The organism is Leeia aquatica, from assembly GCF_012641365.1.
In the GTDB taxonomy this organism is placed as follows: domain Bacteria; phylum Pseudomonadota; class Gammaproteobacteria; order Burkholderiales; family Leeiaceae; genus Leeia; species Leeia aquatica.
The window spans coordinates 292437-314813 of sequence record NZ_JABAIM010000004.1; the positions used below are offsets into that span (position 1 = coordinate 292437).

Genomic DNA, 22377 nt, shown 5'->3' on the forward strand with positions numbered 1-22377 from the left:
GCCGGCATGATTCGCAAACTGATTCGTCGCGTCCTGCGACTGCCGCTGCGCCCGCAAGGTGGGGCGGAGGCGGTGCCGTTCAAGAAGCATGGTATTGCCCGCGAGCACCTGAGTGGCCCGGCCCTGAAAGTCACCGACAAACTGCAGGCTGCGGGGTATACCGCACTGGTGGTGGGCGGTGCGGTGCGCGACCTGCTGCTGGGCAAGTCGCCCAAGGACTTTGATATTGCCACCAATGCGACGCCGGAACAGGTGCAGCAGGTGTTTGGTCGTCGCGCCCGCATCATTGGCCGCCGCTTTCGCATTGTGCATGTGCCGTTCGGGCAGGAAATCATTGAAGTCACCACTTTCCGTGGCGATGCGGATGAGGTGCACACCGACGAAGAAACCGGCCGTATTCTGCGCGACAATGTGTGGGGCGATCAGGAGCAGGATGCCCGGCGGCGCGACTTTACCGCCAACGCGCTCTACTATGACCCGGCCAAGCAGGTGATCTACGACTATCACCACGGCATTCGGGATTTGCAGCGCAAGCAGCTGGTGATGATCGGCGACCCCGAGCGGCGTTACCGCGAAGACCCGGTGCGCATGCTGCGCGCGGTCCGGCTGGCGGCCAAGCTGGGTTTGAACATCGAAAAAGACACCGCTGCGCCGTTCGCCAACCTGATCACGCTGCTGGACGACGTGCCACAGGCACGCCTGTTTGATGAGCTGACCAAGGTGCTGGTGTCTGGCGCAGCAGAAGCGTGCCTGGTGGAATTGCACCGTACCGGCGTCTATCGGGCCGTACTGCCGCAACTCGATCGCCTGATGCGGGATGCGGAGGATCGCGCCTTCCTGCTGGCGGCCATGCGCGCCACCGACCTGCGCATTGCGCAGAACAAGCCGGTGAATCCGGCGTTCCAGCTGGCCGCCTTGCTGTGGCCGGAAGTGCGCCAGCAAGCACTGGAACTGGAGGCCGATGGCCAAAGCGTGCTGCAGGCCAATCTGGGCGCAATTGAGGAGGTGCTGGATCGCGCCCGTGGCATGGTGCCGGCCCGCCTGGCCAGCACCATGCGGGAAATCTGGTCCTTGCAGCCCCGCTTCGAATCCCGCAGTGGTCGCCGTCCCTTCCGTCAACTGGAGCACCCGCGCTTCCGCGCCGCCTACGATTTTCTGCTGTTGCGTGCCGAGAACGGCGAGGTGGAGACAGAGCTGGCCGAGTGGTGGACCCGCTTTCAGGATGCCGATGCACATACCCAGACCGAGATGCTGCAACCGGAACGCAGCGGTACCGCCAAGAAGCGTCGCCGTCGTCGTCGCAAGCCCGCAGGTGAGGGTACGTCGTCCACCGGATCAGCGGAGGACTGATGGCGGTTGCCTATATCGGCATGGGGGGCAATCTGGGCGATCCGGTGACCCTGATGCAGACCGCGGCCCGGCAACTGGCGGCCCACCCGGCCGTCACTCTGGTTGAGCTGTCGCCCTTTTATCGCAGCGCCCCGGTGGGCTATGTGGACCAGCCCGATTTCATCAATGCAGTGGCCCGGCTGGACGTGATGCTGCTGCCGCATGAGGTGCTGGATCTGCTGCAGCAGCTGGAGCGAGAGGCCGGGCGCGAGCGCTTGTTCCAGAATGCGCCCCGCACGCTGGATCTGGACCTGTTGCTGTATGATGAGCTGTGTCTGCAGGATGAGCGGCTGACCGTACCGCATCCCCGCATGCACCAGCGTGCTTTTGTGCTGCGACCGTTGCTGGATCTGGCGCCGGCCTTGCACCTTCCGGGTTTGGGTGCGGCGCAGGCGGCGTTACAACAGTGTGCAGATCAGGTGGTCCTGCCGTGGTCACCGGAACATGAGGTAGATCGCAAGGGCTGATTGCAACCGGCTGGAAGGAGCACTATGTCGCGGCAATACCGGTATATCGTGGTGGAAGGCCCGAGCGGGGTCGGTAAAACGGCACTGGCTCGCCGGCTTGCTGAACATTACCAGTCCCGGCTGCTGCTGGATGCCCCGGAAGACAATCCGTTCCTGCCGCGTTTCTATGCCGACCCGCAACGCTATGCCCTGCCCACCCAGCTGGCCTTTCTGTTTCAGCGCCTGCGCCAGCTGGAGGAAACGGCGCAGCCCGACCTGTTTGACAGCGGCCTGGTGGCGGACTTCCTGCTGGAGAAAGACGCGCTGTTTGCCGAGCTGCTGCTGTCCAATGATGAATACAGCCTGTACCTCGACCTGTACCAGAAGCTGACCAGCAATCTGCCACAGCCCGATCTGGTGATCTGCCTGCAAGCCTCGCCCAACTGGCTGGTCGAGCATGTGCGCCGTCATAATTACCCGCATCTGCCCCAAGTCGGGGATGGCTTGTTGCGGCGCTTGGCTCAGCGCTACAGCAGTTTTTTCTACCGTTATCAGGATGCCCCGCTGCTGATGGTGAATGTCGAGCATTTACAGCTTGAACAGGACGCAGATTTTGCGCTATTGTTGCGACGCATCAACGAGATGCGTGGCCAGCGCGAGTTTTTCAACAAGGGCGACTAGGCGAACGCAACCCGGAATGCGGGTGGTACCCCTGAGGGAATGCCGCAGGAAGACCGCAGCCGTTGCTGCGGTTTGTGCATTTCTGGGGTCATCAGCCTTGAAAATTACCAAGCAACCGCTTGCTTGTTTAAAACGGATGGGATGACCATGCAAGTCACCGTGACCACTTTGCAGTCCATGGCGCAGCAAGGGCAAAAGATCGCCATGCTGACCTGTTATGACGCTACCTTTGCCCATGTCGAAGATGAAGCCGGGGTGGATGTGGTGCTAGTCGGGGATTCCCTCGGCATGGTAATCCAGGGGCATGGCTCCACCTTGCCGGTGACGCTGGAGGATGCGGAGTACCACACCCGCTGTGTGGCCAGCAAGCTGCAGCGTGCCATGCTGGTGACCGATCTGCCGTTTGGCAGCTATCAGGTCAGCCCGCAGCAGGCGTTTGCCAGTGCGGCGCGACTGATGGCCGCCGGTGCCCATATGGTCAAGCTGGAGGGCGGCAGCCATATGGTGGACACCGTGCGCTTCCTGACTGAGCGCGGTATCCCGGTGTGCGCGCATCTGGGGCTGACCCCGCAGTTCGTCAACGTATTTGGTGGCTACAAGGTGCAAGGCCGCAATGAAGAGGCGGCCGAGCGGGTCAAGCGGGAAGCGCTGGAGCTGCAGGCCGCCGGTGCCGGGCTGTTGGTGCTGGAGGCCATCCCGGCTCAGCTGGCTGCTGAAGTGACGGCGGCCATGCAGACCTGCCCGACCATCGGTATTGGCGCTGGGGTGGATTGCCACGGCCAGGTATTGGTGCTGCAGGACATGCTGGACATCTTCCCTGGCAAGAAGGCCCGCTTCGTCAAAAACTTCATGCAAGGGCAACCCAGCATCCAGGCAGCAGTGGCACGCTATGTGGATGAAGTGAAAGCCCGCCAGTTTCCGGCGGCAGAACACAGTTACTGAGGAGCGGAGTGATGCAGGTACTGGAGCGCATTGCGGAGGTCCGCGCTTTTCGCAAGCAGGTGGGGCGACTGGCCTTTGTGCCGACCATGGGCAATCTGCACGACGGCCATTTGTCGTTGCTGCGGGCCAGCCGCCCACACTGCGATGCCGTGTTGACCAGCATCTTCGTCAACCGCCTGCAATTTGGACCCAATGAGGACTTTGACCGCTACCCGCGCACGCGGGAGGACGATCTGGCCTTGCTGGAAGCGGCGGGCTGCGAAGCGGTGTTCTACCCGACTGAAGCCACCCTGTATCCGCAACCACAGGTGGTGGCAGTCGACCCGCCCGGCGAGCTGACCAGCATCCTGTGTGGGGCTTTTCGTCCTGGTCATTTCAAGGGCGTGACAACGGTTGTGGCCAAGCTGTTCAATATCGTCCAGCCGGACGTGGCAGCGTTTGGCCTCAAGGATTATCAGCAGTATTTCCTGATTCGCCAGATGGTTGAGCAGCTGGAAATCCCGGTGCAGTTGCTGGCGGTGGATACCGGTCGGGCTGAGGATGGTCTGGCGCTCAGCTCGCGCAACCGCTACCTGAACCCGGGCGAGCGGGCAGAAGCGCCGCGCTTGTACCGTTTGTTGCAGCAAGTGGCAACCACTGTGGGGCGTGGTGAGGACGCCAGCCAAGCATGCCAGCAGGCGATGGCAGAATTAGAGCAGTCCGGCTGGCAGCCACAGTATCTGGAAGTACGTGATGCGGACAGCCTGCTGCCGGTAGCGGAAACCAGCCGCCACAAGGTGGTGCTGGCCGCCGCCTATCTGGGCAAGACCCGCCTGATCGACAATCTGATGTTCTGACCTGCTCGATCAGCTGCCAACGCCGGTTTGCTTGCGGGTACAGCCGACGTTGGAGAAGCTCCAGAGCAGGCTGTTGTTTTGTGCTGTGGGCTGCAATTGCACCGTGCAGCCTGCCAATCCCCCGGTGCCCTGGATGTTGATGATGGCGGAGCTTTGCATGGTGACATCACCAAACTTGACCTTCCAGACCAGCGGGTTAGGGATCGGGTCAATGTACTCACTGGTGCGCAGTTCTGCAAAGGAATCGCATAAGCTGGCCTGTGATCCATTCTCATTCATGCATTGTGCGATACCCAGCTTTAATGCCATCACACCGCCAAAGTTGTCCTGCCAGCGACTGCGGGTGACGTAGTCCTGGTACTGCGGGATGGCAATGGCCGCCAGGATGCCGATGATGGCAACCACGATCATCAACTCAATCAGTGTAAAGCCCTGTCGCAGGGTCTTGCCCATGAAGCGCTCCTTGCTAATGGTCTCTGCCCGCCATGGCGGGCTTATGTCTTCAGACTTCATTAGCAAGAATGATGCCTTGTCATGGAGCGGACTAAAGCTGTCATTTGGTACCAGTGACACGACAAGCTGCGGCGGGATGTGACCTTGTACGTCAGCCTCGGGAGCGCTCAGGGACGGGTTTGACTCGGAGCCTCACCAAAGCAACGCCGGTAGGCCGTAGCAAAGTTGCCACTCTGGGCATAACCCGCCAGAGCCGCTGCCTGCTGAATGGTGCCGCCGTCCAGCAGATGATCACGGGCTTGTTGCAAGCGGTTTTGCCGCAGATAGTGCAACACACTGCAGCCAAAGGCTTGCATGAAGTGGCGCTGCAGGCTGGCGGCGCTGGTGGCAAACTGGCTGGCCAGTTGCTGCAGGCTGGGCGTCGTGTCAACGGGCAGGGCGTGCAGGTAGTCCCGCAGTTGTGACATGCGTTGCTGCACGCGTGGGGGTAGCGCACGGTCTGCTGGTGGAGCCTGCAAGACTTCATGCGCCATCGCCAGGCTCAGGCTCTCCAGTTGCAAGAGGGCAAGACCGGCATTACCCAGCCGACTGTCCAGCACGGCATCTGCCAGTGCGTGTAATCGGGCCGAGGGCCGCCAGCGCCGCGTTTGCAGGTGTTGCACAGGCAGCGCGGTGTGCCGTAGCAGATCATGCGTGTGCAGCCAGTCTGCGCTCATGCCGAGGTGAACCTTGCGTACCCGGATACCGCGCCGGGCCTGCCGGATCAACCGTTCCGGCTGCTGAAGCTGCAGCAAGGTCGCCTCACCCCGCCTAGGTGTATGGTCTGCACATTCCGCGCTGCCATAGCGTAATGCCACATCCCCTTCCAGCAGCAGGGTGAAGCCCAGCCCTGCTTCTGCGACGACTTCACTGTGCAGATCCTGCAGGTTGAGCACGTCCGAGCAATGCAGGCTCAAGCCGTTGCCCCAATCGTGTGTCCGAAATACGCCTTGCAGCATGCCGCTCGGGTGGGTCTGGCCGTGCAGTTGGTAGTGTGGGCCCCAGAGGCGGGCGTGCGCCAGCAGGTCGGACCGGTCAAGGATGTGGTGCAGCATGATTTGATTCTTTTGCAAAACAGTTTGAGTGGCGTGCAAAACGCAAAGGGCAACAACCTCGCCATACTAGGCGCCGTTCCATTTTGTTGCAATCAATTCTCATTCAATAGTTGAAGAAATGATCAAAACCATGCAGAAAAAGGGTTATTCAGGGCAGGCTAAGGCAAGGGGGCGCCGTATGGTGGCCGTGGTTGGGTTGGCGCTGGCAGGGTGGGCTCAGGCTGAACAAGCCAGTTTGCCGACGATCCAGGTAGTAGGTGAAATCGACAATGCCACTTTGCGGGCCAATCCCGAGACCCTGGCACGCAAACAAGCCAAGGACATCCGCGACATCTTCAACGATGCCCCCGGTATCACGGTGGGTGGTGGGGGTCTGTCGGCGGCGCAGAAGGTGTACATCCGGGGTCTGGAAGATACCTTGCTCAATGTCACCATTGACGGCGCCACACAAAGCGGCAATCTGTATCACCACCAGAGCCGATTGATGATTGACCCGGCGCTGGTGGAAAAAGTCGAGGTCGAGAAGGGCACCGCCTCTGCCACGGCGGGGCCGGGTGCGCTGGCCGGCGCGGTGCGGGTGCAAACCCGGAATGCCCGTGACCTGCTGCAACCCGGTGAGCGAGTGGGTGCCCGCCTGAGCCAGGGCTGGCAGAGCAACGAAGGCTGGCGCAGTAGCGCACTGGTATACGGGCGCTTTACCGATACAGTCGACGCCATGCTGTCCTACTCGCGGCAGCAGAATCATGATTATGAGGACGGCAATGGTCAGCGGCAAATCAACAGCGCTTCGCAGCGTGACAGTTGGCTGGCCAAAGTCAACTGGCAGCCCTCTGCCCGGCAGCAGTTGACGCTGAGCCACAACCACGAGCGTGACAAAGGCGTGCGCAACCAGCGGCCGAACATGGTGGCTTGGGCTGCCAACCAGCCTCTGCCACAGACGCTGGAGCGCGATACCACCACTTTGAGCTACCGGCAGAAAGAAGAGGGCGGCCTTCCCGGCATTCAGGCCAGCCTGTACCACACCAAGGCCCGCTCAACCCGGCAGACCGTGACGCGTCTGGCGGGCGAAGAAGTAGCCAGCCATGGGGCCGATGTGAAGCTGGAATCTACCCTCGGCCGTCACCGCCTGCAGTACGGCATCAACTGGCGGGAAGACCATGCTCAGGCGCTGAGTCCGGTCAACCGCTACAACGCCAGCGTGACCAACGGTGCGGATAATCGCGCTGAAGAGGATAGTCGGGTCGCCGGGTTGTTTGTTGAAGACAAGATCACCCTGGGTGAGCAGTGGCAGCTGGCGCTGGGGCTACGGCATGACCGCTATGCCTACAAGGACAACCACAACCAGACCTACCGCAGCAGTGGCTGGAGCCCCAGTGGCGCGCTGACTTTTGCTCCAAATGATGACTGGCTGATCACGGCCAGCAGTGCACGCAGTCTGCGCGGGGTGGGCTTGAAGGAAGGTTTTGACCTGGACACCCTGATTGGCGGCGAGATTGTCCGTAACCTGCCCAATCTGAAAGCCGAGCGCGCGCAAAAGCACGAGCTGGAAGTGCAGTATCAAGCAGATGGTTGGAAGGTGGGGGGCAGTGTGTTCCGGCAGCGTATCGACAACTATGTGGCCGGGCTGGACGACGGGCGTGGCAACTCGGGTGCGGTGCGTATTCGGGGCTTTGAACTGGGCCTGCAGTACAGTCAGGCGCGCTGGAATGCCGGGGTCAGCCTGTCACGCAGCAAGCCGGAGTGGGATGGTCGCGCTTTGGCGGACTACGACTTTGGCCTGGGCAGCACCTATGGAAAGACCCTGCTGGCCAATGCGAGCTACCGCTTCCCGACAGAGCGAGTAGAGCTGGGCTGGAACGGCAAGTGGGTGACGGCACTGCGCTACACCCCTTACAACGGGAAAGAGCAGGTCAAGCCGGGCTACAACGTCCATGACGTCTATGTGCGCTGGCAGCCGGTTGAAAAGGAAAAGCTGTTCCTGACCCTGACGGTGCAGAACCTGTTCAACAAAGCCTATTACGACCACGCCACCTATGGCTATCACGCCGGGATGAAACGGCTGATCGGCTTGCCTGAGCCGGGTCGCAGCATTCGTCTGGATGCCAGCTGGCAATTCTGAACCACTTGATGCCGGCCACCTCATGGGGTGGTCGGCGAGGGAAATGACCATCATGTTGCAAAGTGAAGCCATTGTGCAGACCAGCGAGGCTTCGCGTCTGCTGTTCAAGCTGTGCAAGCATTTTGCCCGCAAGATTGACGTGCAGTTCGACGAACGACAAGCCCGAGCTTGCTTCCCCTGGGGGGGGTGTCATATGCAGGCCACCGCGGAAGACCTGGTCTTCCGCTGCCAGGCCAGCAGTGAGGACAACCTGCAGCAATTGCAAACTGTGCTGCAAGCGCACCTGGAACTGCTGACCCGCAAGGTACCGCTGACCTGTTGCTGGTCGCAGCCGCTGGACTTATCGTAGAATAGAAATGATGATGAAAAGCATACTCAGTTATTTTTACAAGGCTGGCCTGCTGCTCGGTTTACTGCTCCCGCTGGGCCAGATCAAGGCGGAAACCGTGACGGATCTGGCCGGACGTCAGGTCAAGCTGCCTGCCAAAGTGGGGCGCATTGTGCTGGGCGAGGGGCGCTTGCTGTATACGCTGGCCTTGCTGGAAGGCAAGCAGCCGCTCAAGCGCATCGCGGGCTGGCAGGGCGACCTCAAACTGCTGGATGGGCAGACCTATCGGCAGTATCAGAAACAGTTTCCCGAGATTGAGCGTATCCCCCTGATCGGCAAGGCGGATGAAGAGTCGGTCAGCGCGGAGAAAGTGCTGGCGGTACGGCCGGATCTGGCCATCTTTACGCTGGCGGGGCATGGTCCGGATGTCGACAGCAAGGTGCTGCATGATCTGGAGAAAGCCGGTGTGCCGGTGGTGTTTGTCGACTTCCGTGTTTCGCCGCTCACCCACACCGTACCCAGCATGCGTTTGTTGGGCAAGGTCCTGCAGCGCGAGCAGGAGGCCGAGCGTTTCATCAGCTTCTACCAGCAGGAAATGGACAAGGTCCGTCAAGCACTGACCAAACTACCCGGCAACCAGCGCCCGGCGGTGCTGGTGGACTTACGGGGTGGCAGCATGCCGCAGATGATGTCACCCGGCAAAGGCAGCCTGGGCGAGATGGTGGCGTTTGCCGGTGGCCGCAATCTGGCAGCAGATTGGGTACCCGGCGCCATGGGTGAGGTGAGCGTGGAGAAGGTCTTGGCTGCCCGCCCGCCTTTTTACCTGCTGACCGGCGCCAATGCCCCGGATGCGGCCAGTGGCCTGAAAATGGGGGCGGAGATTGACGCCAGACTTGCTAGAGACAGCCTGTTGCAGACCGCGCGACGCGGGCAGCTGGGCCAACTGCCCGCCATCCGGCAAGGGCAGGTGCTGGGTGCCTGGCATCACTTCTACAACACCCCGCTGCACGTGGTACTGGTGCAAGCCATGGCGCGCTGGATGCACCCGGACCTGATGCAGCAGGTGAACCCGCAGCAAACCTGGCTTCGGCTGCATCAGCAGTTCCTGGCCGTCGCCCCAAGCGGCACGTACTGGGTCAGCGGGCATTGAGCGTCGCACTCGCCCTGCAGCACAGCCAGCTGCGCATCGAGCGTCGCCGTCAGGCCTTGCTGGGTGTGCTGCTGCTGGCGTGCCTGCTGAGCTTGCTGCTGGATGGCATCACCGGCCCTTCGGCACTGACACTGCGAGAGTGGTGGCAGACCCTGTGGCAACCAGGGCAGGCCGACCCGATTGCGCGCACCATTGTCTGGGACATTCGCCTGCCAGCCGCCCTGCTGGCGGTGTTGACGGGCGTGGCGCTTGGGGTAGCCGGCGCCGAGATGCAGACCATTCTGGATAATCCACTGGCCGATGCCTTCACCCTGGGGCTGGCCCCGGCGGCGGCTTGCGGCGCTGCGTTGGCCATGGTGCTGGGCGTCAGCCTGCCGGGATTGGCAACCGTCTGGCTGGTACCGGGCAATGCCTTTCTGTTTGCCATGGGTACCGCACTGTTGCTGGACCAGCAGGCACGACGCCCCGGCACAGACCGGCAGGCCGTGCTGCTGTTCGGCATCGCCTTGGTGTTCGCCTTCAACGCGCTGCTGTCGCTGGTGCAGTTCCTCGCCTCTGCTGAGGATTTGCAAGGGCTGGTGTTCTGGATCATGGGCGGCTTTGGTCATGCTTCGTGGACGGCTGTGGCGGTCCTGGCCGGGGCGCTGTTGCTGGTGCTGCCATGGTGGTGGCGCGCACGCTGGATGATGACGGCCTTCCGCTTGGGTGAGGCAAGGGCACGCGGCTTGGGAGTGCCGGTGCAGCGGGTACGGCGACAGGCCCTGTTGCGTGTCAGCTTGCTGGCTGCGCTGGCGGTGGCCTTTACCGGCACCATTGGCTTTATTGGCCTGATGGCGCCACCGCTGGCGCAACGCATGGTGGGGGATGATCAGCGATACGCCATCCCGGCCAGTGGCCTGATTGGCGGTGTGTTGCTATCGCTGGCCGCGCTGCTGAGCAAGAACCTGATGCCGGGGGTCATGATCCCGGTGGGCATCATCACGGCCCTGCTGGGGGTGCCCGCGTTCCTGTGGCTGGTGTTGCGGCGCACCGGGGGTGTGGCATGAAGCAACTGTATTGGCAGGACCTGACCGTCGGCTATCGTCAACGACCGGTCTTGCAGGGCTTGTCCTGTCAAGCGCTACGGGCGGGTGAGCTGGTGGCCGTGCTGGGGCCGAATGGCTGTGGTAAATCGACCTTGCTGCGCGCCTTGATGGGCGAGATTCCGGCGGAAGGCACCCTGTGGCAGGATGGCGCCCCGGTGAGCCGGGCGGCGCTGGCGGCACAAGCAGCCTGTCTGCCGCAGGCGCTGCCACCCCCCTCCCGCCTGAGCGTGCTGGAGGCGCTGCGGCTGGCGCGACAGCTGTCTGGCGACAACGCTGCAGCCCGCTATGCCGAGCTGGCCAACATGTTGCATGCCATGGATCTGCAGGAACAGGCGCATACACCACTGGCAGAGCTGTCAGGTGGCCAGCGGCAGCGTGTCGGCATCGCGCAGGCGCTATTGCGGCAGCCGCGCCTGCTGCTGCTGGATGAGCCACTCAGCGCATTGGACCTGTACCAGCAACATCAGGTCATGGCCTGGTTGAAAGCAGAGACGCAGACCCGGCAGATGATCACCATCCTGGTGCTGCATGACCTGAACATCGCCTTGCGCCATGCCGATCAAGTGCTGCTGATGCACCGGGGAGGGCTCTATGCCCAGGGGCGACCGGAGCAGGTGATTCGCCCGGACACGCTGCGAACGGTTTACGCCATCGACACCCGCCTGGAAACCTGCTCGCAAGGGCGGCACTGGCTGATGGTGGATGGTGCAGCACAAGGCTTTCCGCCACTTTGAATGCCGGCATCCGCGCCGGGCAGGTGATCCGCCTGCGGCTTTGGACAGCATTAAGCCGGATCGCGTCTTCCTTTGGCTGGCCTTGGGATGAGGCGCCTAGCATGGGCGCTGTTATGGCGTAACGGACGCCTGACCCTGCAGCAATGACAGCGCCATGACAGCAGGGGCCAAGGGTGCCGAATCTGGTTAATGCTGATCATGTCTCACACTGCCCTTGCTGCGCCTGCGCGCTCTTTTGTATCCACCCAAGCCTGGTCCACGGTCTGGTGGGCGTATCGCCAGTTTTCCGATCGAAAGGGGCAGCGGCTGGGGCGCAAGCTTCGCTTTCTGTCGCGTTCCTTGTTTTACTGGCAGGGAAGTGTGCGCTGGTTCCAGCTGTTGCAGCAAACCAGCCTCGGCACCTTGGCGAAACGCGAGGGTGCTTTCTGGGAGCGGGTACATCGCCCGTTTTTTGATTGCCGGTTGACAGCCGCCGAGCGGGCCGAACTGCTGCTGAACCACTATCGCCTGTTGTTTACCTTGCTCAAGCCGGGATTGGTGGAGCCCATCCTGAATGGGCAAGGCTGGCCGCTGGCACAGTTGCAGGGCAAGAGCGGGGCTGTGTATACCCTGCAGTTCACCCGCAATGGCAAGTTCGACAAGGAGGGCGGCATGTGCCTGCAGCTGCTGGCCGAAGGCCGGGTGCTGGTGACCTTGACCCTGCTGCTGGCTGAAGGTGCAGAGGGCCGCGTGATCAAGGTGGGGGGGGCGCAAGGAGGCCTGAATTGCCGGGAGGCGCTTAAACAGGCCACGCGTGACCTGCACGGCATTCAGCCAAGGCTGTTGCTGGTGGAGGCGCTGCGCCGGGTGGCGCGCTGGTTTGCGGCAGCGCGTATCGAAGCCATTACCCAGGCCCAGCATGTCTACCGGGCAGGCCGCTACAGCTGGAAAAAACAGATCCAGATGGACTATGTGGCGTTGTGGGACATGTGTGGCGGCTCGCGCCGTGCGGACGGGCTCTATGATATTCCGCTGCAGGCGCCGGAGCGGTCGCGGGAGATTCCGGCCAACAAGCGTGCTGAATACCGGCGGCGCGAGGCCTTGTATCAGGACATGAGCGAGCAGATGTATCAGACCTTGTACCTGCAGCAGGCCTGACCCGGCGTTAATCCAGCAGATGCCCCATGCGCCGCCGCTTGGTTTCCAGGTAGGCGGCGTTTTCATCGTTGGCTTCCACGATGTGTTCCACCCGCTCCAGAATCGTGATGCCCGCCGCCTCCAGCGCGTCCAGCTTTTGCGTGTTGTTGCTCATCAGACGCACCGAACGTACGCCCAGTTGCTGCAGCATGTTGACGGCATCGTGGTACTCGCGGCCATCCACCGGCAGGCCCAGTGCCAGGTTGGCGTCTACGGTATCGAGCCCGCTATCTTGCAGCCGATAGGCATCAATCTTGTGGGCAAGACCAATGCCACGGCCTTCGTGGCCGCGTAGATACAGCAGTACGCCACGCCCTTCCTGCACAATGCGCTGCAAGGCGCGGTCCAGCTGTTCGCCACAATCACAACGCAGCGAGCCAAACGCATCGCCCGTCAGGCATTCGGAATGCAGCCGAGCCAGTACCCCGTCACCGGCAACCTCTCCGATGGTCAGGGCAAGGTGTTCTACACCATTGTCCGGGTTGCGGAAGGCATGGGCGTCAAACTCACCATGGCGGGTGGGCAGACGGGCGCTGGCAATTTTTTCCAGGGGCGGTGTCATCAGGTGCAGATCGGTCAGGGCGGCCACAGGCCAGCCGGGTTGGAACAGTAGACAGCAGGTGCATCCTGCATGCGCTATAAATCAGGGCATGTTGCCTGTTTTCAAGTATACACCTGTCCATTGGTCGGAATGCCGTCAGATGACCGGTCAAAAACAGGTGCAGGCTGACGTATGCTGTCCTTTTTGACAGGAGGAGACCGAGATGTGGCGCTTGTTCTGTGTGTTTTTGCTGTGCTGTAGCGGGCCGCTGCTGGCGGCACCCGCGCTGACCCTGAAGTCTGCCCGGCAGACGGTAACGTATGAGCTGGCTACCTTGCAGGAGCAGCCTGGCCTGAGCGCCATTACCATTCCCAATGACATTGCCTACAACCGCAGCATGCAGTATCAGGCGCTGCCGCTGGCGCCGCTGCTGCGGCAGGCAGGCTTTCAGCCCGGCGACCAGCTGCGGCTGGTGGCGCTGGATGGCTTCGCCATGACGGCGGATGCGTCACCCTTCCTGAATGAGCAGGGGGCACAAGCCTGGCTGGCGGTGGAAAGCCCGCAAGCGCCTTGGCCACCGCTGAAGCCTGGTAAGCCGGGAGCCGGCCCGCTGTACGTGGTGTGGACCCATCCGGAGCAAGGCAAGATCACCGCTGAGATGTGGCCGTACCAGCTGGCGATGATTGACCGGGTGGCTCCGCTGGAAGAGCGCTTTCCCATGCTGCTACCCGATGCCGCCTTGCCACGACAAGGCGCGGTCTGGCAGGGCTTTGCCCATTTCAAACAGCATTGCCTGGCCTGCCACAGCCTGAACCAGGGGGGCGACGCCCGCCTGGGGCCGGATCTGAATGTGCCGTATAACCCGACCGAATATCTGGGCGAGCGCTTCCTGCGCCAGCTGATCCGCGATCCCAAGAGTGTACGCTGGTGGGAAAAAGGGCAGATGCCGGCCTTGAGCGCGCAAAGCCTGTCGGACGCGCAGCTGGGTGAATTGCTGCAGTACCTGCAGCATATGGCCGGACGCAAGGTCACTCCTTAAACGATGTCAGTAGCAGGCCCGGTTCAGGCGTGACCGGGCCGCGGTGATGACTTCATCGCAACTCAAGCCGATCGGCCCGCCCTGCTGGGCGACCGCATCGTCGGCGGCTGCACCATGCAGCCAGATTGCGCCGAGCAGGGCGTCACCGGCCGCCATGCCTTGTGCCAGCAGGGCCGCCACCATGCCCGCCAGCACATCGCCCATGCCCGCCACCGCCAGGCCGGGGTTACCGCTGCCGTTCACCCACCATTGCCCATCCGGGCTGGCCACAATGCTGCCTGCGCCTTTCAGCACCACCCAAGCCTTGAATTGCTGTGCCAACTGCAAGGCGTGCTGTATGCGGTCTGCCTGAATATCCGCGACGGTGCAGCCAAGCAGGCGGGCAGCTTCCAGCGGGTGCGGGGTGAGCAGGGTTGGCGCTGGCCGCTGCTGTACCGTGGTGTGTAACGCCGGGTGTGCGCCCAGCAAAGTTAGTGCATCGGCGTCCAGCAGCAGCGGTGCTGTGCTGTGCAGCGACTGCTGCAGGAGCTGCAAAGCCGCATGTTCCAGCCCCATGCCCGGCCCGACCACCAGTGCTTCCAGCGCTTGTGTGCAGAGCGTGTCTGCGGGTTGTTGCATCAACTGCAGGTGGGATACATCCAGCGGCAGTGGCGACAGCCCGCCCAGCCACACCCGCCCGGCACCCAGCTGCAGCGCTGCGCGCCCGGCCAGCAAGGCCGCGCCCTGCATGCCTGCCGCACCACCGATGATACCCACCCGCCCGAAGCGGCCCTTGTGGCTGTCATGCGGCCGTGCAGGCAACCGGGCGGGTAGCTGGTCCAGTCGCCAGCCATCAGTCACGCTGAGGGTATCCAGCAGCGGAGCGATATGCACCTCACCCGCATGATCCTGCCCGGCCCCGGTCCACAGGCCTGGCTTGTCGCTGAGGAAGGTCAGCGTGTACTGGGCGCGTACCGCCGGACCGGTAGGGTAGCCCGTATCGGCCTGCAGGCCGCTGGGAATGTCCAGCGCCAGGATGCGGCGGGCGTACAGATGGAGGTAGTTCACGGCCTCGGCATACTGTCCTTGCAGCGGGCGCTGCAGGCCAATGCCGAATAGGCCATCCACCGCCCAGTCCCACTGCTGCGCCGGTGGCAGACTGGTGTGCAGCGGACAGCCCGCTGCGCGCAATTGCTGCAGGGCCGCAGCGGCATCGCCGGGTAGTCGCGCCTCCTCGCCCAGCCACACCAGATGCAGCGGTACGCCGCGCTGGTGCAGGTGGCGGGCCATCACCAGCACGTCGCCCCCATTGTTGCCGGGGCCTGCCAGCAGCAGTAACCGGTCCCCGGCTTGCAGGCGCGGCAGCAGCCAGTCTGCCGCTGCCTGCCCCGCCCGCTCCATCAGGGGCGGCTGTAGGTGGGCATGCTGCATTTCCAGCTGCCGCAAGGCGAAGCTGCGCAGACAGGGGGGCAGGTTGGGGCGATCGCAATCAGACATGGGCAGCTTTCTGCAGCTCGGATGGGAAAACGTTCTTTTGCCGGCACCACATTCCAAGTAAAATCAAGCGTTTTGAACCTCCGGCCATCAGGCCGGATGGACCGCCACGCGGGCGGCAACCGGTACAGGCTAGATGAGTATGCGCACTTTTCAGGATCTGATTCTAACGCTGCAACAGTATTGGGGTAAGCAGGGCTGCGCCTTGCTGCAACCCTACGATATGGAAATGGGCGCCGGGACCAGCCATACCGCCACCTTCCTGCGGGCCATCGGCCCGGAGCCATGGCGCGCCGCCTATGTGCAGCCCTCGCGCCGCCCGAAGGATGGTCGCTACGGTGAAAATCCCAACCGCCTGCAGCACTATTACCAGTTTCAGGTGGCGTTGAAGCCGAACCCGGACAACATCCAGGAACTGTACCTCGACAGCCTGCGTGCTGTGGGCATCGACCCGACCGTGCACGACATCCGCTTTGTTGAGGATGACTGGGAAAACCCGACACTGGGGGCCTGGGGCCTTGGCTGGGAGGTGTGGCTCAATGGCATGGAAGTGACCCAGTTCACCTACTTCCAGCAAGTGGGCGGGTTGGACTGCAAGCCGGTGCTGGGTGAAATCACCTATGGGCTGGAGCGGCTGGCCATGTACATCCAGGGCGTGGAAAATGTCTACGACCTAGTGTGGGCAGAAGGTCCGGACGGCAGCAAGATCTGGTACCGCGATGTCTACCATCAGAACGAAGTGGAACAGTCCACTTACAACTTTGAACACAGCAATGTCGACGGCCTGTTCACGCTGTTCAACTACTTCGAGTCCGAGGCCAAGCGCCTGCTGGAAGTGATGAATACGCAGCAGGTGGGGCTGGCGCTGCCGGTGTACGAAATGGTGCTGAAGGCCGCGCATACCTTCAACCTGCTGGATGCCCGTGGCGCCATCTCGGTGACCGAGCGTGCAGCCTATATTGGCCGCATCCGCAATCTGGCCCGTGCTGTGGCGCAAGCATTTTATGATAGCCGCGAAGCGCTGGGTTTCCCGATGTGCAAGCAGGGCTAAGACCTGCCGCCAGCCATGATTTTCACACCTGCTGCGGCAGGTGTTGCCCGGATGAGATAGACCATGCAAGACACCCTGTTGATTGAGTTGCACACCGAAGAATTGCCGCCCAAGGCGCTGGCGCGCCTGGGGCAGGTTTTCGCCCAGACCCTGTACGAAGAGCTGCAGAAACTGCAGCTGGTGGATGCCGGGGTGGAATGGCAGCCGTTTGCCAGCCCGCGCCGCCTGGCGGTGCGGATCCCGCAGGTGCGGGCGCAGCAGCCCGAGCAGCAGATCGAGCGCAAAGGCCCGGCGGTGGCCTCTGGCCTGAAAGACGGGCAGCCCACTCCGGCGCTGCTCGGCTTTGCCCGCTCCTGCGGCGTGGAATGGAACACCTTGCAGACCATGCCGGACGGCAAGCAGGAGGTGTTTGTCTACCGCAGCCGCCGGGACGGTGAGCCGCTGGCCAGCCTGCTGCCGGATGTGCTGCAGCTGGCAGTGAAGAAGCTGCCGATCCCCAAGGTGATGCGCTGGGGCGATTCCGACGTACAGTTCGTACGCCCGGTGAAAAGCCTGATCGCACTGCACGGCAGCGCCGTGTTGCCGGTATCGGTGCTGGCATTGCAGGCCGGACGGGATACCCGTGGTCACCGCTTCCTCTCTGAGGGCGTGATCACCCTCGCGCATGCGGATGATTACGCGCGGGTTCTGTTCGAGCAGGGCAAGGTGGTGGCCAGTACCGCTGCGCGCAAGGCGCTGATCGAGCGTGAGCTGCAGCAAGCAGCCGAGCGGCTGGATGCAGTGATTGGCGCTGAACCGGAGCTGATCGACGAAGTGACGGCGCTGGTAGAGTGGCCCAAGGTCTATGTCGGCGAGTTCGACGCGGACTTCCTCAAGGTGCCGCAAGAGTGCCTGATGCTGACCATGCAGCAAAACCAGAAGTATTTCCCGTTGCTGGACCGCCAAGGCAAGCTGCTGCCGCGCTTCCTGCTGGTGTCCAATCTGGAAACGGCTGACCCCTCACACATCATTCAGGGCAATGAGCGGGTGCTGCGCGCGCGCTTGTCGGACGCGCAGTTCTTCTTCGAGCAGGATCAGAAGCACCCGCTGGACAGTCGCATCCCGCGTTTGGCCGAAGTGGTGTACCACAACAAGCTGGGCTCGCAGCTGCAACGGGTCAGCCGCCTGCAGGCGCTGGCAGCTGAGATTGCCGCGCTGCTGGGGGCGGTCCGTGCGCTGGCCAGCCGTGCCGCCGGTCTGGCCAAGGCTGACCTGCTGTCCGACATGGTGGGGGAATTCCCTGAGCTGCAAGGCATCATGGGCACCTACTATGCCCGTCTGGATGGCGAGCACGCTGAGGTGGCTGCGGCCATTGAAGGGCATTACCACCCGCGCTTTGCCGGTGACAGCCTGCCTCAAGGTCCGGTCGCACTCAGCGTGGCGCTGGCCGACAAGCTGGAAACGCTGGTGGGCATCTACGGTATTGGCCTGATTCCGACCGGCGACAAAGACCCGTTTGCCCTGCGCCGCGCCGCGCTGGGGGTGCTGCGCATGCTGGTGGAAGCTGAGCTGCCGCTGTCCTTGCCGCAATTGCTGCAGATGACGGCGGATACCTTCGAGCCGGGCGTGCTGGCAGCTGATGTGGTGGCAGGCGTTAACGGCTTCATGCAGGATCGCCTGAAGCATTTGCTGTCTGGCGAATTTGATCCGCGTGAGGTGGAGGCTGTACTGGCACTGCAACCGGCGCAATTGGACCGTGTACGAGCCCGTCTGGCGGCAGTGGCGGAATTCCGCCGCCTGCCGGAAGCGGCAGCCTTGGCCGCCGCCGACAAACGTATCCGCAACATTCTGAAAAAGGTCAGCGAGCCCTTGCCGGAGGTCGACCCGACCCGTCTGCAGGAAGATGTTGAACGGGCCTTGTTTGACGCAACCCGCGCCCTGGAAGCCCCGGTCCGCGCCGCCCTGCAGCAGGGCGACTACACCGGCGGCCTGAAACAGCTGGCGGGCCTGCGTGCGCCGGTGGATGCTTTCTTTGATCAGGTGATGGTGATGGCCGACGATCTGGCGGTACGGCAGAACCGCCTGGCCCTGTTGCAGGCACTGGCGGGCTTGATGAATCAGGTGGCGGAAATCGCCTTGTTGGCCGACTGAGTGAGCGCCTCGTTGAAGCTGCTGATTCTGGACCGGGACGGCGTGCTGAACCACGACCGGGATGACTTCGTGAAGTCACCCGAGGAATGGATACCGTTAGCAGGTAGCCTGGAAGCGGTCGCGTCCGCTTGCCAGGCGGGCTGGACGGTGGCGGTGGCCACCAACCAGTCCGGCATTGGCCGCGGCCTGTTTGACCTGGCCACCTTGCAGGCGATGCACGACAAGCTGCAACGCTTGCTGCAGCCGCTGGGTGGGCGCATCGACCTGATCACCTGGTGCCCGCATGGCCCGGACGCGGCATGTGACTGTCGCAAGCCCAAGGATGGCCTGTTTCGCCAGATCATGCAGCACTACGGTCTGGCGGACCTGAACGGGGTGCCTGCGGTGGGCGACAGCCTGCGTGACCTGCAGGCAGGACAGGCACTGGGCACCCGTCCCTGGCTGGTACGCACCGGCAAGGGCGAGCGTACCCTGGCCAAGGGCGGCCTGCCGAAAGGGACCCGTATTGAGCCCGATCTGCAGGCCGTGGTGCAGCGATTGCTGACGGAGGAATGATGAGCTGGGAAGCCAGTCCGGTCTTGCATGTGCGTGAACACCCCGGGGTGTTCAAGGCCGCCAACGGTTATGATGTGCTGGATCAGCACGGCCAGCTGCAGCTGACCTGCACGGAAGAGAAGCTGAACTGGTTCAACAAGGCTTTTCGTTACGGCAAGTACAAGCGTATCCTGCCCTTCCGCCTGCAGGTGCGCGATCGCAAGGGCCATCTGGTGATGGAGGTGAGCCGCGGCTTTGCCTTCCTCCGCTCCACGGTCAAGGTGCATCTGCATGATGGCAGTTACCTGGGCTGTTTCCAGCAGATACCCTTGTCGTCGGGTGGTGCGTTTCAGCTGCTTGACCGGACCGATCATGAGGTCGGCCGCCTGCTGGGGCATTGGCGCGGCCGTGATTATCGGGTGGTGGACGAGCAGAAGCATTGGGCTACCATCACCAAAGTCTGGAACGGCTTTGTGAAAGAGCTGTTTACCACCGCTGACGATTACCGGCTGGAGCTGGACCCGCAAGCCTGTAACCAGCCGGAGCTGATGCGGCTGATGCTGGCCTCGGTACTGTGCATCGACATGGTACTGAAAGAATGATGATTCATCCCTTAAACTCCCCCCTTTTGTGACGAAAACCCCGCCATGCTGGTTATCCGCTCCCTGTTGTTCTACCTGATTGCGCTGTTGACCACCCCCCTGTACTGCCTGATCGGGGTGCTGATCCTGCCACTGCCGCCGCAGCTGCGTTACCGCATCATGACCCAGCGTGGCTGGACCCTCATCACCATGTGGGTGATCGAGCATATCTGCGGCATCAAGTATGTGGTGGAAGGGGCAGAGAATATCCCGGACCGTCCGGCGGTGATCTACAGCAAGCATCAGTCAGCGTGGGAAACCATGGCACTGCAGTTCATCTTTCCGCCGCAGGTGTATATCGCCAAGCAGGAGCTGCGCTGGCTGCCGTTCTTTGGCTGGGGCCTGGCCACCATTTCCACCATCTTCATCGACCGCAAGGCCGGTGCCCGCTCCAAGGAAAAGATGGTAGCGGCGGCACGCAACCGCCTGGACAATGGTTTCTGGATCGTGATTTTTCCGGAAGGCACGCGCATTGCGCCGGGACGTCGCGTCAAATACAAGAAGGGCGGTGCCGAGCTGGCTCGCGCGCTGGATGTGCCGCTGGTGCCGGTGGCACACAATGCCGGTGAATTCTGGGCGCGCAATTCCTGGTGGAAGCGACCTGGCACCATCACGGTGAGCATTGGCCGCCCGGTTTATCCGGAAGGTCGGGATGCGACGACGCTGACCGATGTGGCTGAGACGTGGATCGAAGACGAAGTCCAGCGCATCAGCACGCTGCCGCGCTAAGCTGGCAGCTGACTGAGCAGGGCGGCACCCTGCAGCTGGCATCGCAGTCTTGGCCGATCCAGCTGAAACGTAGCGCCCGCCGCACGGTGGGCCTGTTGATCCGTGACGGGCAGCTCACCCTGCAGCTGCCGCAGCGCTACCCCCTGCATGACCTCACGCCGCTGCTGCGAGATAAGGCCAGCTGGCTGCTGCGTCATCTGCAAACCGCTGCGGAGCCCGTGCCTGCGCTGCAGGATGGTGGCACCGTGGAATGGCTGGGTGAGCCCTTGACCTTGGTGTGCCTTCCCGCCGCAGGCCGCAGCAGCCGGGTTGAGCGGGATGGGGCGCATCTGGTGGTGCGTGTGCCGGTTGCGGCAGCGGCAGACGCCTTGCCGCAGGCGGTCAGCCGTTATTACCGCCAGCAGGCCCTGCCCTACTTGCTGGCACGGCTGAGCCATTTTGCGGCGATGATGCAGCGCCCGGTACCCCCGCTGAGTTTGTCTTCTGCACGTGGACGCTGGGGCAGCTGTAACCGGCACGGTGAGATACGCCTGAACTGGCGTCTGCTGCAAGCCCCACCCGAAGTGGTGGACTATGTGGTGTGCCACGAGCTGGCCCACCTGCTGGAGTTCAACCATTCCCCTCGCTTCTGGGCAGAAGTGGCTCGCCTGTGCCCATCGTATTTGCACTTGCGCAGCGTATTAAAGCAGCAGGGCCATCGCTGGATGCGGCTAGGCTGAGTCAGGGTGCGGGCAGCAAGGCAGACAGCTGCTGCTGGCGCTGAGGCGCAGGCAACTGCGCCAGTGCTTTGACCGCACTGTAGAAGCGGGAGAAATCGCTACCGTTTTGCGCGAACAGCTGCCGGAACGCCGGAACCCAGCGCTGGTAGGTGGCCAGCGTCGCCAGCTGGGCATTATTGGGGTAAGGCTGAAACCATTGTGCATAGCCCCGGTAATCAGGCCAGCGTGTGCGGAGTGCTTGATAGTGATCCGCCATCTGTTGCTGGATCTGCTGTTTTTGCTGCAACTTCTCCGCATCGCTCAGAGGCCCCTGGTACAGGGTAGTCAACTGTTGCCGCCCGTCTTCCAGCAACTGCTGCACCGCCTGATGGCGGCTGTCCTCCAGCAGGTACTGCACCCGTTCGTCAGCGGTCGCTTCACTGGCGAGCCAGCGAGTCAGTCCTTCCAGCTCCACGCTGGTGGCGAAGGCCTCATTGAAGGTGCTGTCGTCCGCCACATAGACCACCTGATGGGCCAGCTCATGGAAGATCAGCCGTGCCAGCGTCGGGCGGTCATACTGGATGATGGTACTGGGCAGGGGGTCATCAAACCAGCCCAGGGTGGAATAGGCGGGAACGCCGTAGCGAAACACATCCTGCCCTTCGGCGGCGGCTTGCTGTGCGACCCGGCGGGCGCTCTCCGCATCAAAATACCCCCGGTAGCTGACACAACCGGCGAACAGGAAACAGTGCTGCTGCGGAAGCAGGGAGAGCGGCGGGGTGGTGACCACATTCCACAGCACATAGGGGCGGTCCAGCGCACTGTAGCGTGTGTAGCTGGCATTGTCCGGCAGGCCGATTTGCACGCTGGCATAACGCCGAATGGCTTGAGCGGATCGCAATTGCTGCTGCAAGGGGGCGGGTGTGGCGGGGTCGGCCAATACTGCCTCGATCGGGCGCGCCCGATGCTGCAGATCGGCATGGCCTTGTGCGGCCTGCAGGTAATAGCCGACCGTCTGGCAACCGCTCAAGAACAGGGACAGGCACAGGATTAGGAGGCGCATGAACAGGGTGGCTCAGTCAGGTAGGCTGATTGTAGGCAGTGGTCG

At 62.7% G+C, this 22377-nt stretch carries 22 protein-coding genes and 1 pseudogene; 18 read left to right on the plus strand and 5 right to left on the minus strand.

All coding sequences use genetic code 11. The annotated features are described in order from the left end of the window. Positions 1 to 6: 6 nt before the first annotated feature. The 5 genes from pcnB (at position 7) to panC (ending at position 4294) form a co-directional block, all read left to right on the plus strand. Positions 7 to 1350 carry a polynucleotide adenylyltransferase PcnB gene (gene pcnB / locus HF682_RS16245; protein WP_168878380.1) on the plus strand — a complete coding sequence of 448 codons (1344 nt, stop codon included), beginning with the start codon at positions 7 to 9 and terminating at the stop codon, positions 1348 to 1350. Beyond that, on the plus strand, positions 1350 to 1856 hold the full coding sequence (gene folK, locus HF682_RS16250; protein ID WP_168878381.1) for a 2-amino-4-hydroxy-6-hydroxymethyldihydropteridine diphosphokinase: 507 nt from the start codon (positions 1350 to 1352) through the stop codon (positions 1854 to 1856). The genes pcnB and folK overlap by 1 nt, the downstream gene beginning before the upstream one ends. A 24-nt stretch (positions 1857 to 1880) precedes the next feature. After that, a complete protein-coding gene (locus HF682_RS16255; protein ID WP_168878382.1) occupies positions 1881 to 2516 on the plus strand; it encodes a deoxynucleoside kinase in 636 nt (211 codons plus the stop codon). Between the two features lie 147 nt (positions 2517 to 2663). Then, complete coding sequence (gene panB, locus HF682_RS16260; RefSeq protein ID WP_168878383.1) at positions 2664 to 3458, plus strand: 3-methyl-2-oxobutanoate hydroxymethyltransferase; 795 nt, start codon at positions 2664 to 2666, stop codon at positions 3456 to 3458. 11 nt (positions 3459 to 3469) lie between these two features. Then, entirely contained in the window at positions 3470 to 4294 is an 825-nt protein-coding gene (gene panC / locus HF682_RS16265; protein WP_168878384.1) for a pantoate--beta-alanine ligase, read from the plus strand. 335 nt (positions 4295 to 4629) lie between these two features. Here panC and HF682_RS18140 read toward each other — a convergent pair. Both HF682_RS18140 and HF682_RS16275 read right to left on the minus strand, forming a co-directional pair. Further along, positions 4630 to 4747 (minus strand): annotated as a pseudogene (locus HF682_RS18140) (prepilin-type N-terminal cleavage/methylation domain-containing protein); the annotation flags it as partial. Positions 4748 to 4914: 167 nt separating this feature from the next. After that, complete coding sequence (locus HF682_RS16275) at positions 4915 to 5841, minus strand: helix-turn-helix transcriptional regulator (RefSeq protein ID WP_168878386.1); 927 nt, start codon at positions 5839 to 5841, stop codon at positions 4915 to 4917. 178 nt (positions 5842 to 6019) lie between these two features. Here HF682_RS16275 and HF682_RS16280 point away from each other — a divergent pair, with 178 nt between their 5' ends. From HF682_RS16280 to HF682_RS16305, 6 genes are all read left to right on the plus strand, one after another. Beyond that, positions 6020 to 7960: a TonB-dependent receptor domain-containing protein gene (locus HF682_RS16280; protein WP_168878387.1), complete on the plus strand. Its 1941-nt coding sequence runs from the start codon at positions 6020 to 6022 to the stop codon at positions 7958 to 7960. 43 nt (positions 7961 to 8003) lie between these two features. Continuing rightward, positions 8004 to 8309 carry a DUF2218 domain-containing protein gene (locus HF682_RS16285; protein ID WP_168878388.1) on the plus strand — a complete coding sequence of 102 codons (306 nt, stop codon included), beginning with the start codon at positions 8004 to 8006 and terminating at the stop codon, positions 8307 to 8309. 7 nt (positions 8310 to 8316) lie between these two features. Further along, positions 8317 to 9438 carry an ABC transporter substrate-binding protein gene (locus HF682_RS16290; protein ID WP_168878389.1) on the plus strand — a complete coding sequence of 374 codons (1122 nt, stop codon included), beginning with the start codon at positions 8317 to 8319 and terminating at the stop codon, positions 9436 to 9438. Beyond that, positions 9435 to 10484: a FecCD family ABC transporter permease gene (locus HF682_RS16295; protein ID WP_205882133.1), complete on the plus strand. Its 1050-nt coding sequence runs from the start codon at positions 9435 to 9437 to the stop codon at positions 10482 to 10484. The genes HF682_RS16290 and HF682_RS16295 overlap by 4 nt, the downstream gene beginning before the upstream one ends. Continuing rightward, positions 10481 to 11257, plus strand: a complete 777-nt coding sequence (locus tag HF682_RS16300) for an ABC transporter ATP-binding protein (protein WP_168878390.1) — start codon at positions 10481 to 10483, stop codon at positions 11255 to 11257. The genes HF682_RS16295 and HF682_RS16300 overlap by 4 nt, the downstream gene beginning before the upstream one ends. A gap of 198 nt (positions 11258 to 11455) precedes the next feature. After that, complete coding sequence (locus HF682_RS16305; protein ID WP_168878391.1) at positions 11456 to 12394, plus strand: VirK/YbjX family protein; 939 nt, start codon at positions 11456 to 11458, stop codon at positions 12392 to 12394. A 7-nt stretch (positions 12395 to 12401) separates the two neighbouring features. On the opposite strand, the gene ribA is transcribed toward HF682_RS16305, so the two are convergent. After that, positions 12402 to 12995, minus strand: coding sequence for a GTP cyclohydrolase II (gene ribA / locus HF682_RS16310; RefSeq protein ID WP_168878434.1), 594 nt, complete (start codon positions 12993 to 12995; stop codon positions 12402 to 12404). A 202-nt stretch (positions 12996 to 13197) separates the two neighbouring features. Between ribA and HF682_RS16315 the strand changes: the two genes are divergently transcribed. After that, positions 13198 to 14013: a c-type cytochrome gene (locus HF682_RS16315; protein WP_168878392.1), complete on the plus strand. Its 816-nt coding sequence runs from the start codon at positions 13198 to 13200 to the stop codon at positions 14011 to 14013. Between the two features lie 6 nt (positions 14014 to 14019). Here HF682_RS16315 and HF682_RS16320 read toward each other — a convergent pair whose 3' ends face one another. Continuing rightward, the gene (locus HF682_RS16320; RefSeq protein ID WP_168878393.1) at positions 14020 to 15489 is read right to left on the minus strand and encodes an NAD(P)H-hydrate dehydratase; all 1470 of its coding nucleotides are present in this window, start codon (positions 15487 to 15489) and stop codon (positions 14020 to 14022) included. Between the two features lie 139 nt (positions 15490 to 15628). On the opposite strand from HF682_RS16320, the gene glyQ reads away from it, so the two are divergent. From glyQ to HF682_RS16350, 6 genes are all read left to right on the plus strand, one after another. After that, positions 15629 to 16537, plus strand: a complete 909-nt coding sequence (gene glyQ / locus HF682_RS16325; RefSeq protein ID WP_205882143.1) for a glycine--tRNA ligase subunit alpha — start codon at positions 15629 to 15631, stop codon at positions 16535 to 16537. A 63-nt stretch (positions 16538 to 16600) separates the two neighbouring features. Further along, on the plus strand, positions 16601 to 18667 hold the full coding sequence (glyS, locus tag HF682_RS16330; protein WP_168878395.1) for a glycine--tRNA ligase subunit beta: 2067 nt from the start codon (positions 16601 to 16603) through the stop codon (positions 18665 to 18667). Between the two features lie 12 nt (positions 18668 to 18679). Next, positions 18680 to 19222, plus strand: a complete 543-nt coding sequence (gene gmhB, locus HF682_RS16335) for a D-glycero-beta-D-manno-heptose 1,7-bisphosphate 7-phosphatase (protein ID WP_168878435.1) — start codon at positions 18680 to 18682, stop codon at positions 19220 to 19222. Then, positions 19222 to 19803: a phospholipid scramblase-related protein gene (locus HF682_RS16340; RefSeq protein ID WP_168878396.1), complete on the plus strand. Its 582-nt coding sequence runs from the start codon at positions 19222 to 19224 to the stop codon at positions 19801 to 19803. The genes gmhB and HF682_RS16340 overlap by 1 nt, the downstream gene beginning before the upstream one ends. Before the next feature lie 45 nt (positions 19804 to 19848). After that, complete coding sequence (locus HF682_RS16345) at positions 19849 to 20571, plus strand: lysophospholipid acyltransferase family protein (RefSeq protein ID WP_168878397.1); 723 nt, start codon at positions 19849 to 19851, stop codon at positions 20569 to 20571. Continuing rightward, positions 20526 to 21290 carry a M48 family metallopeptidase gene (locus tag HF682_RS16350; RefSeq protein WP_168878398.1) on the plus strand — a complete coding sequence of 255 codons (765 nt, stop codon included), beginning with the start codon at positions 20526 to 20528 and terminating at the stop codon, positions 21288 to 21290. The genes HF682_RS16345 and HF682_RS16350 overlap by 46 nt, the downstream gene beginning before the upstream one ends. A gap of 1 nt (position 21291) precedes the next feature. Here the strand turns inward: HF682_RS16350 and HF682_RS16355 are convergent, their stop codons facing one another. Further along, positions 21292 to 22332 (minus strand): aminopeptidase, encoded by a 1041-nt coding sequence (locus HF682_RS16355; protein WP_168878399.1) that lies wholly within the window; start codon positions 22330 to 22332, stop codon positions 21292 to 21294. Positions 22333 to 22377 lie beyond the last annotated feature (45 nt).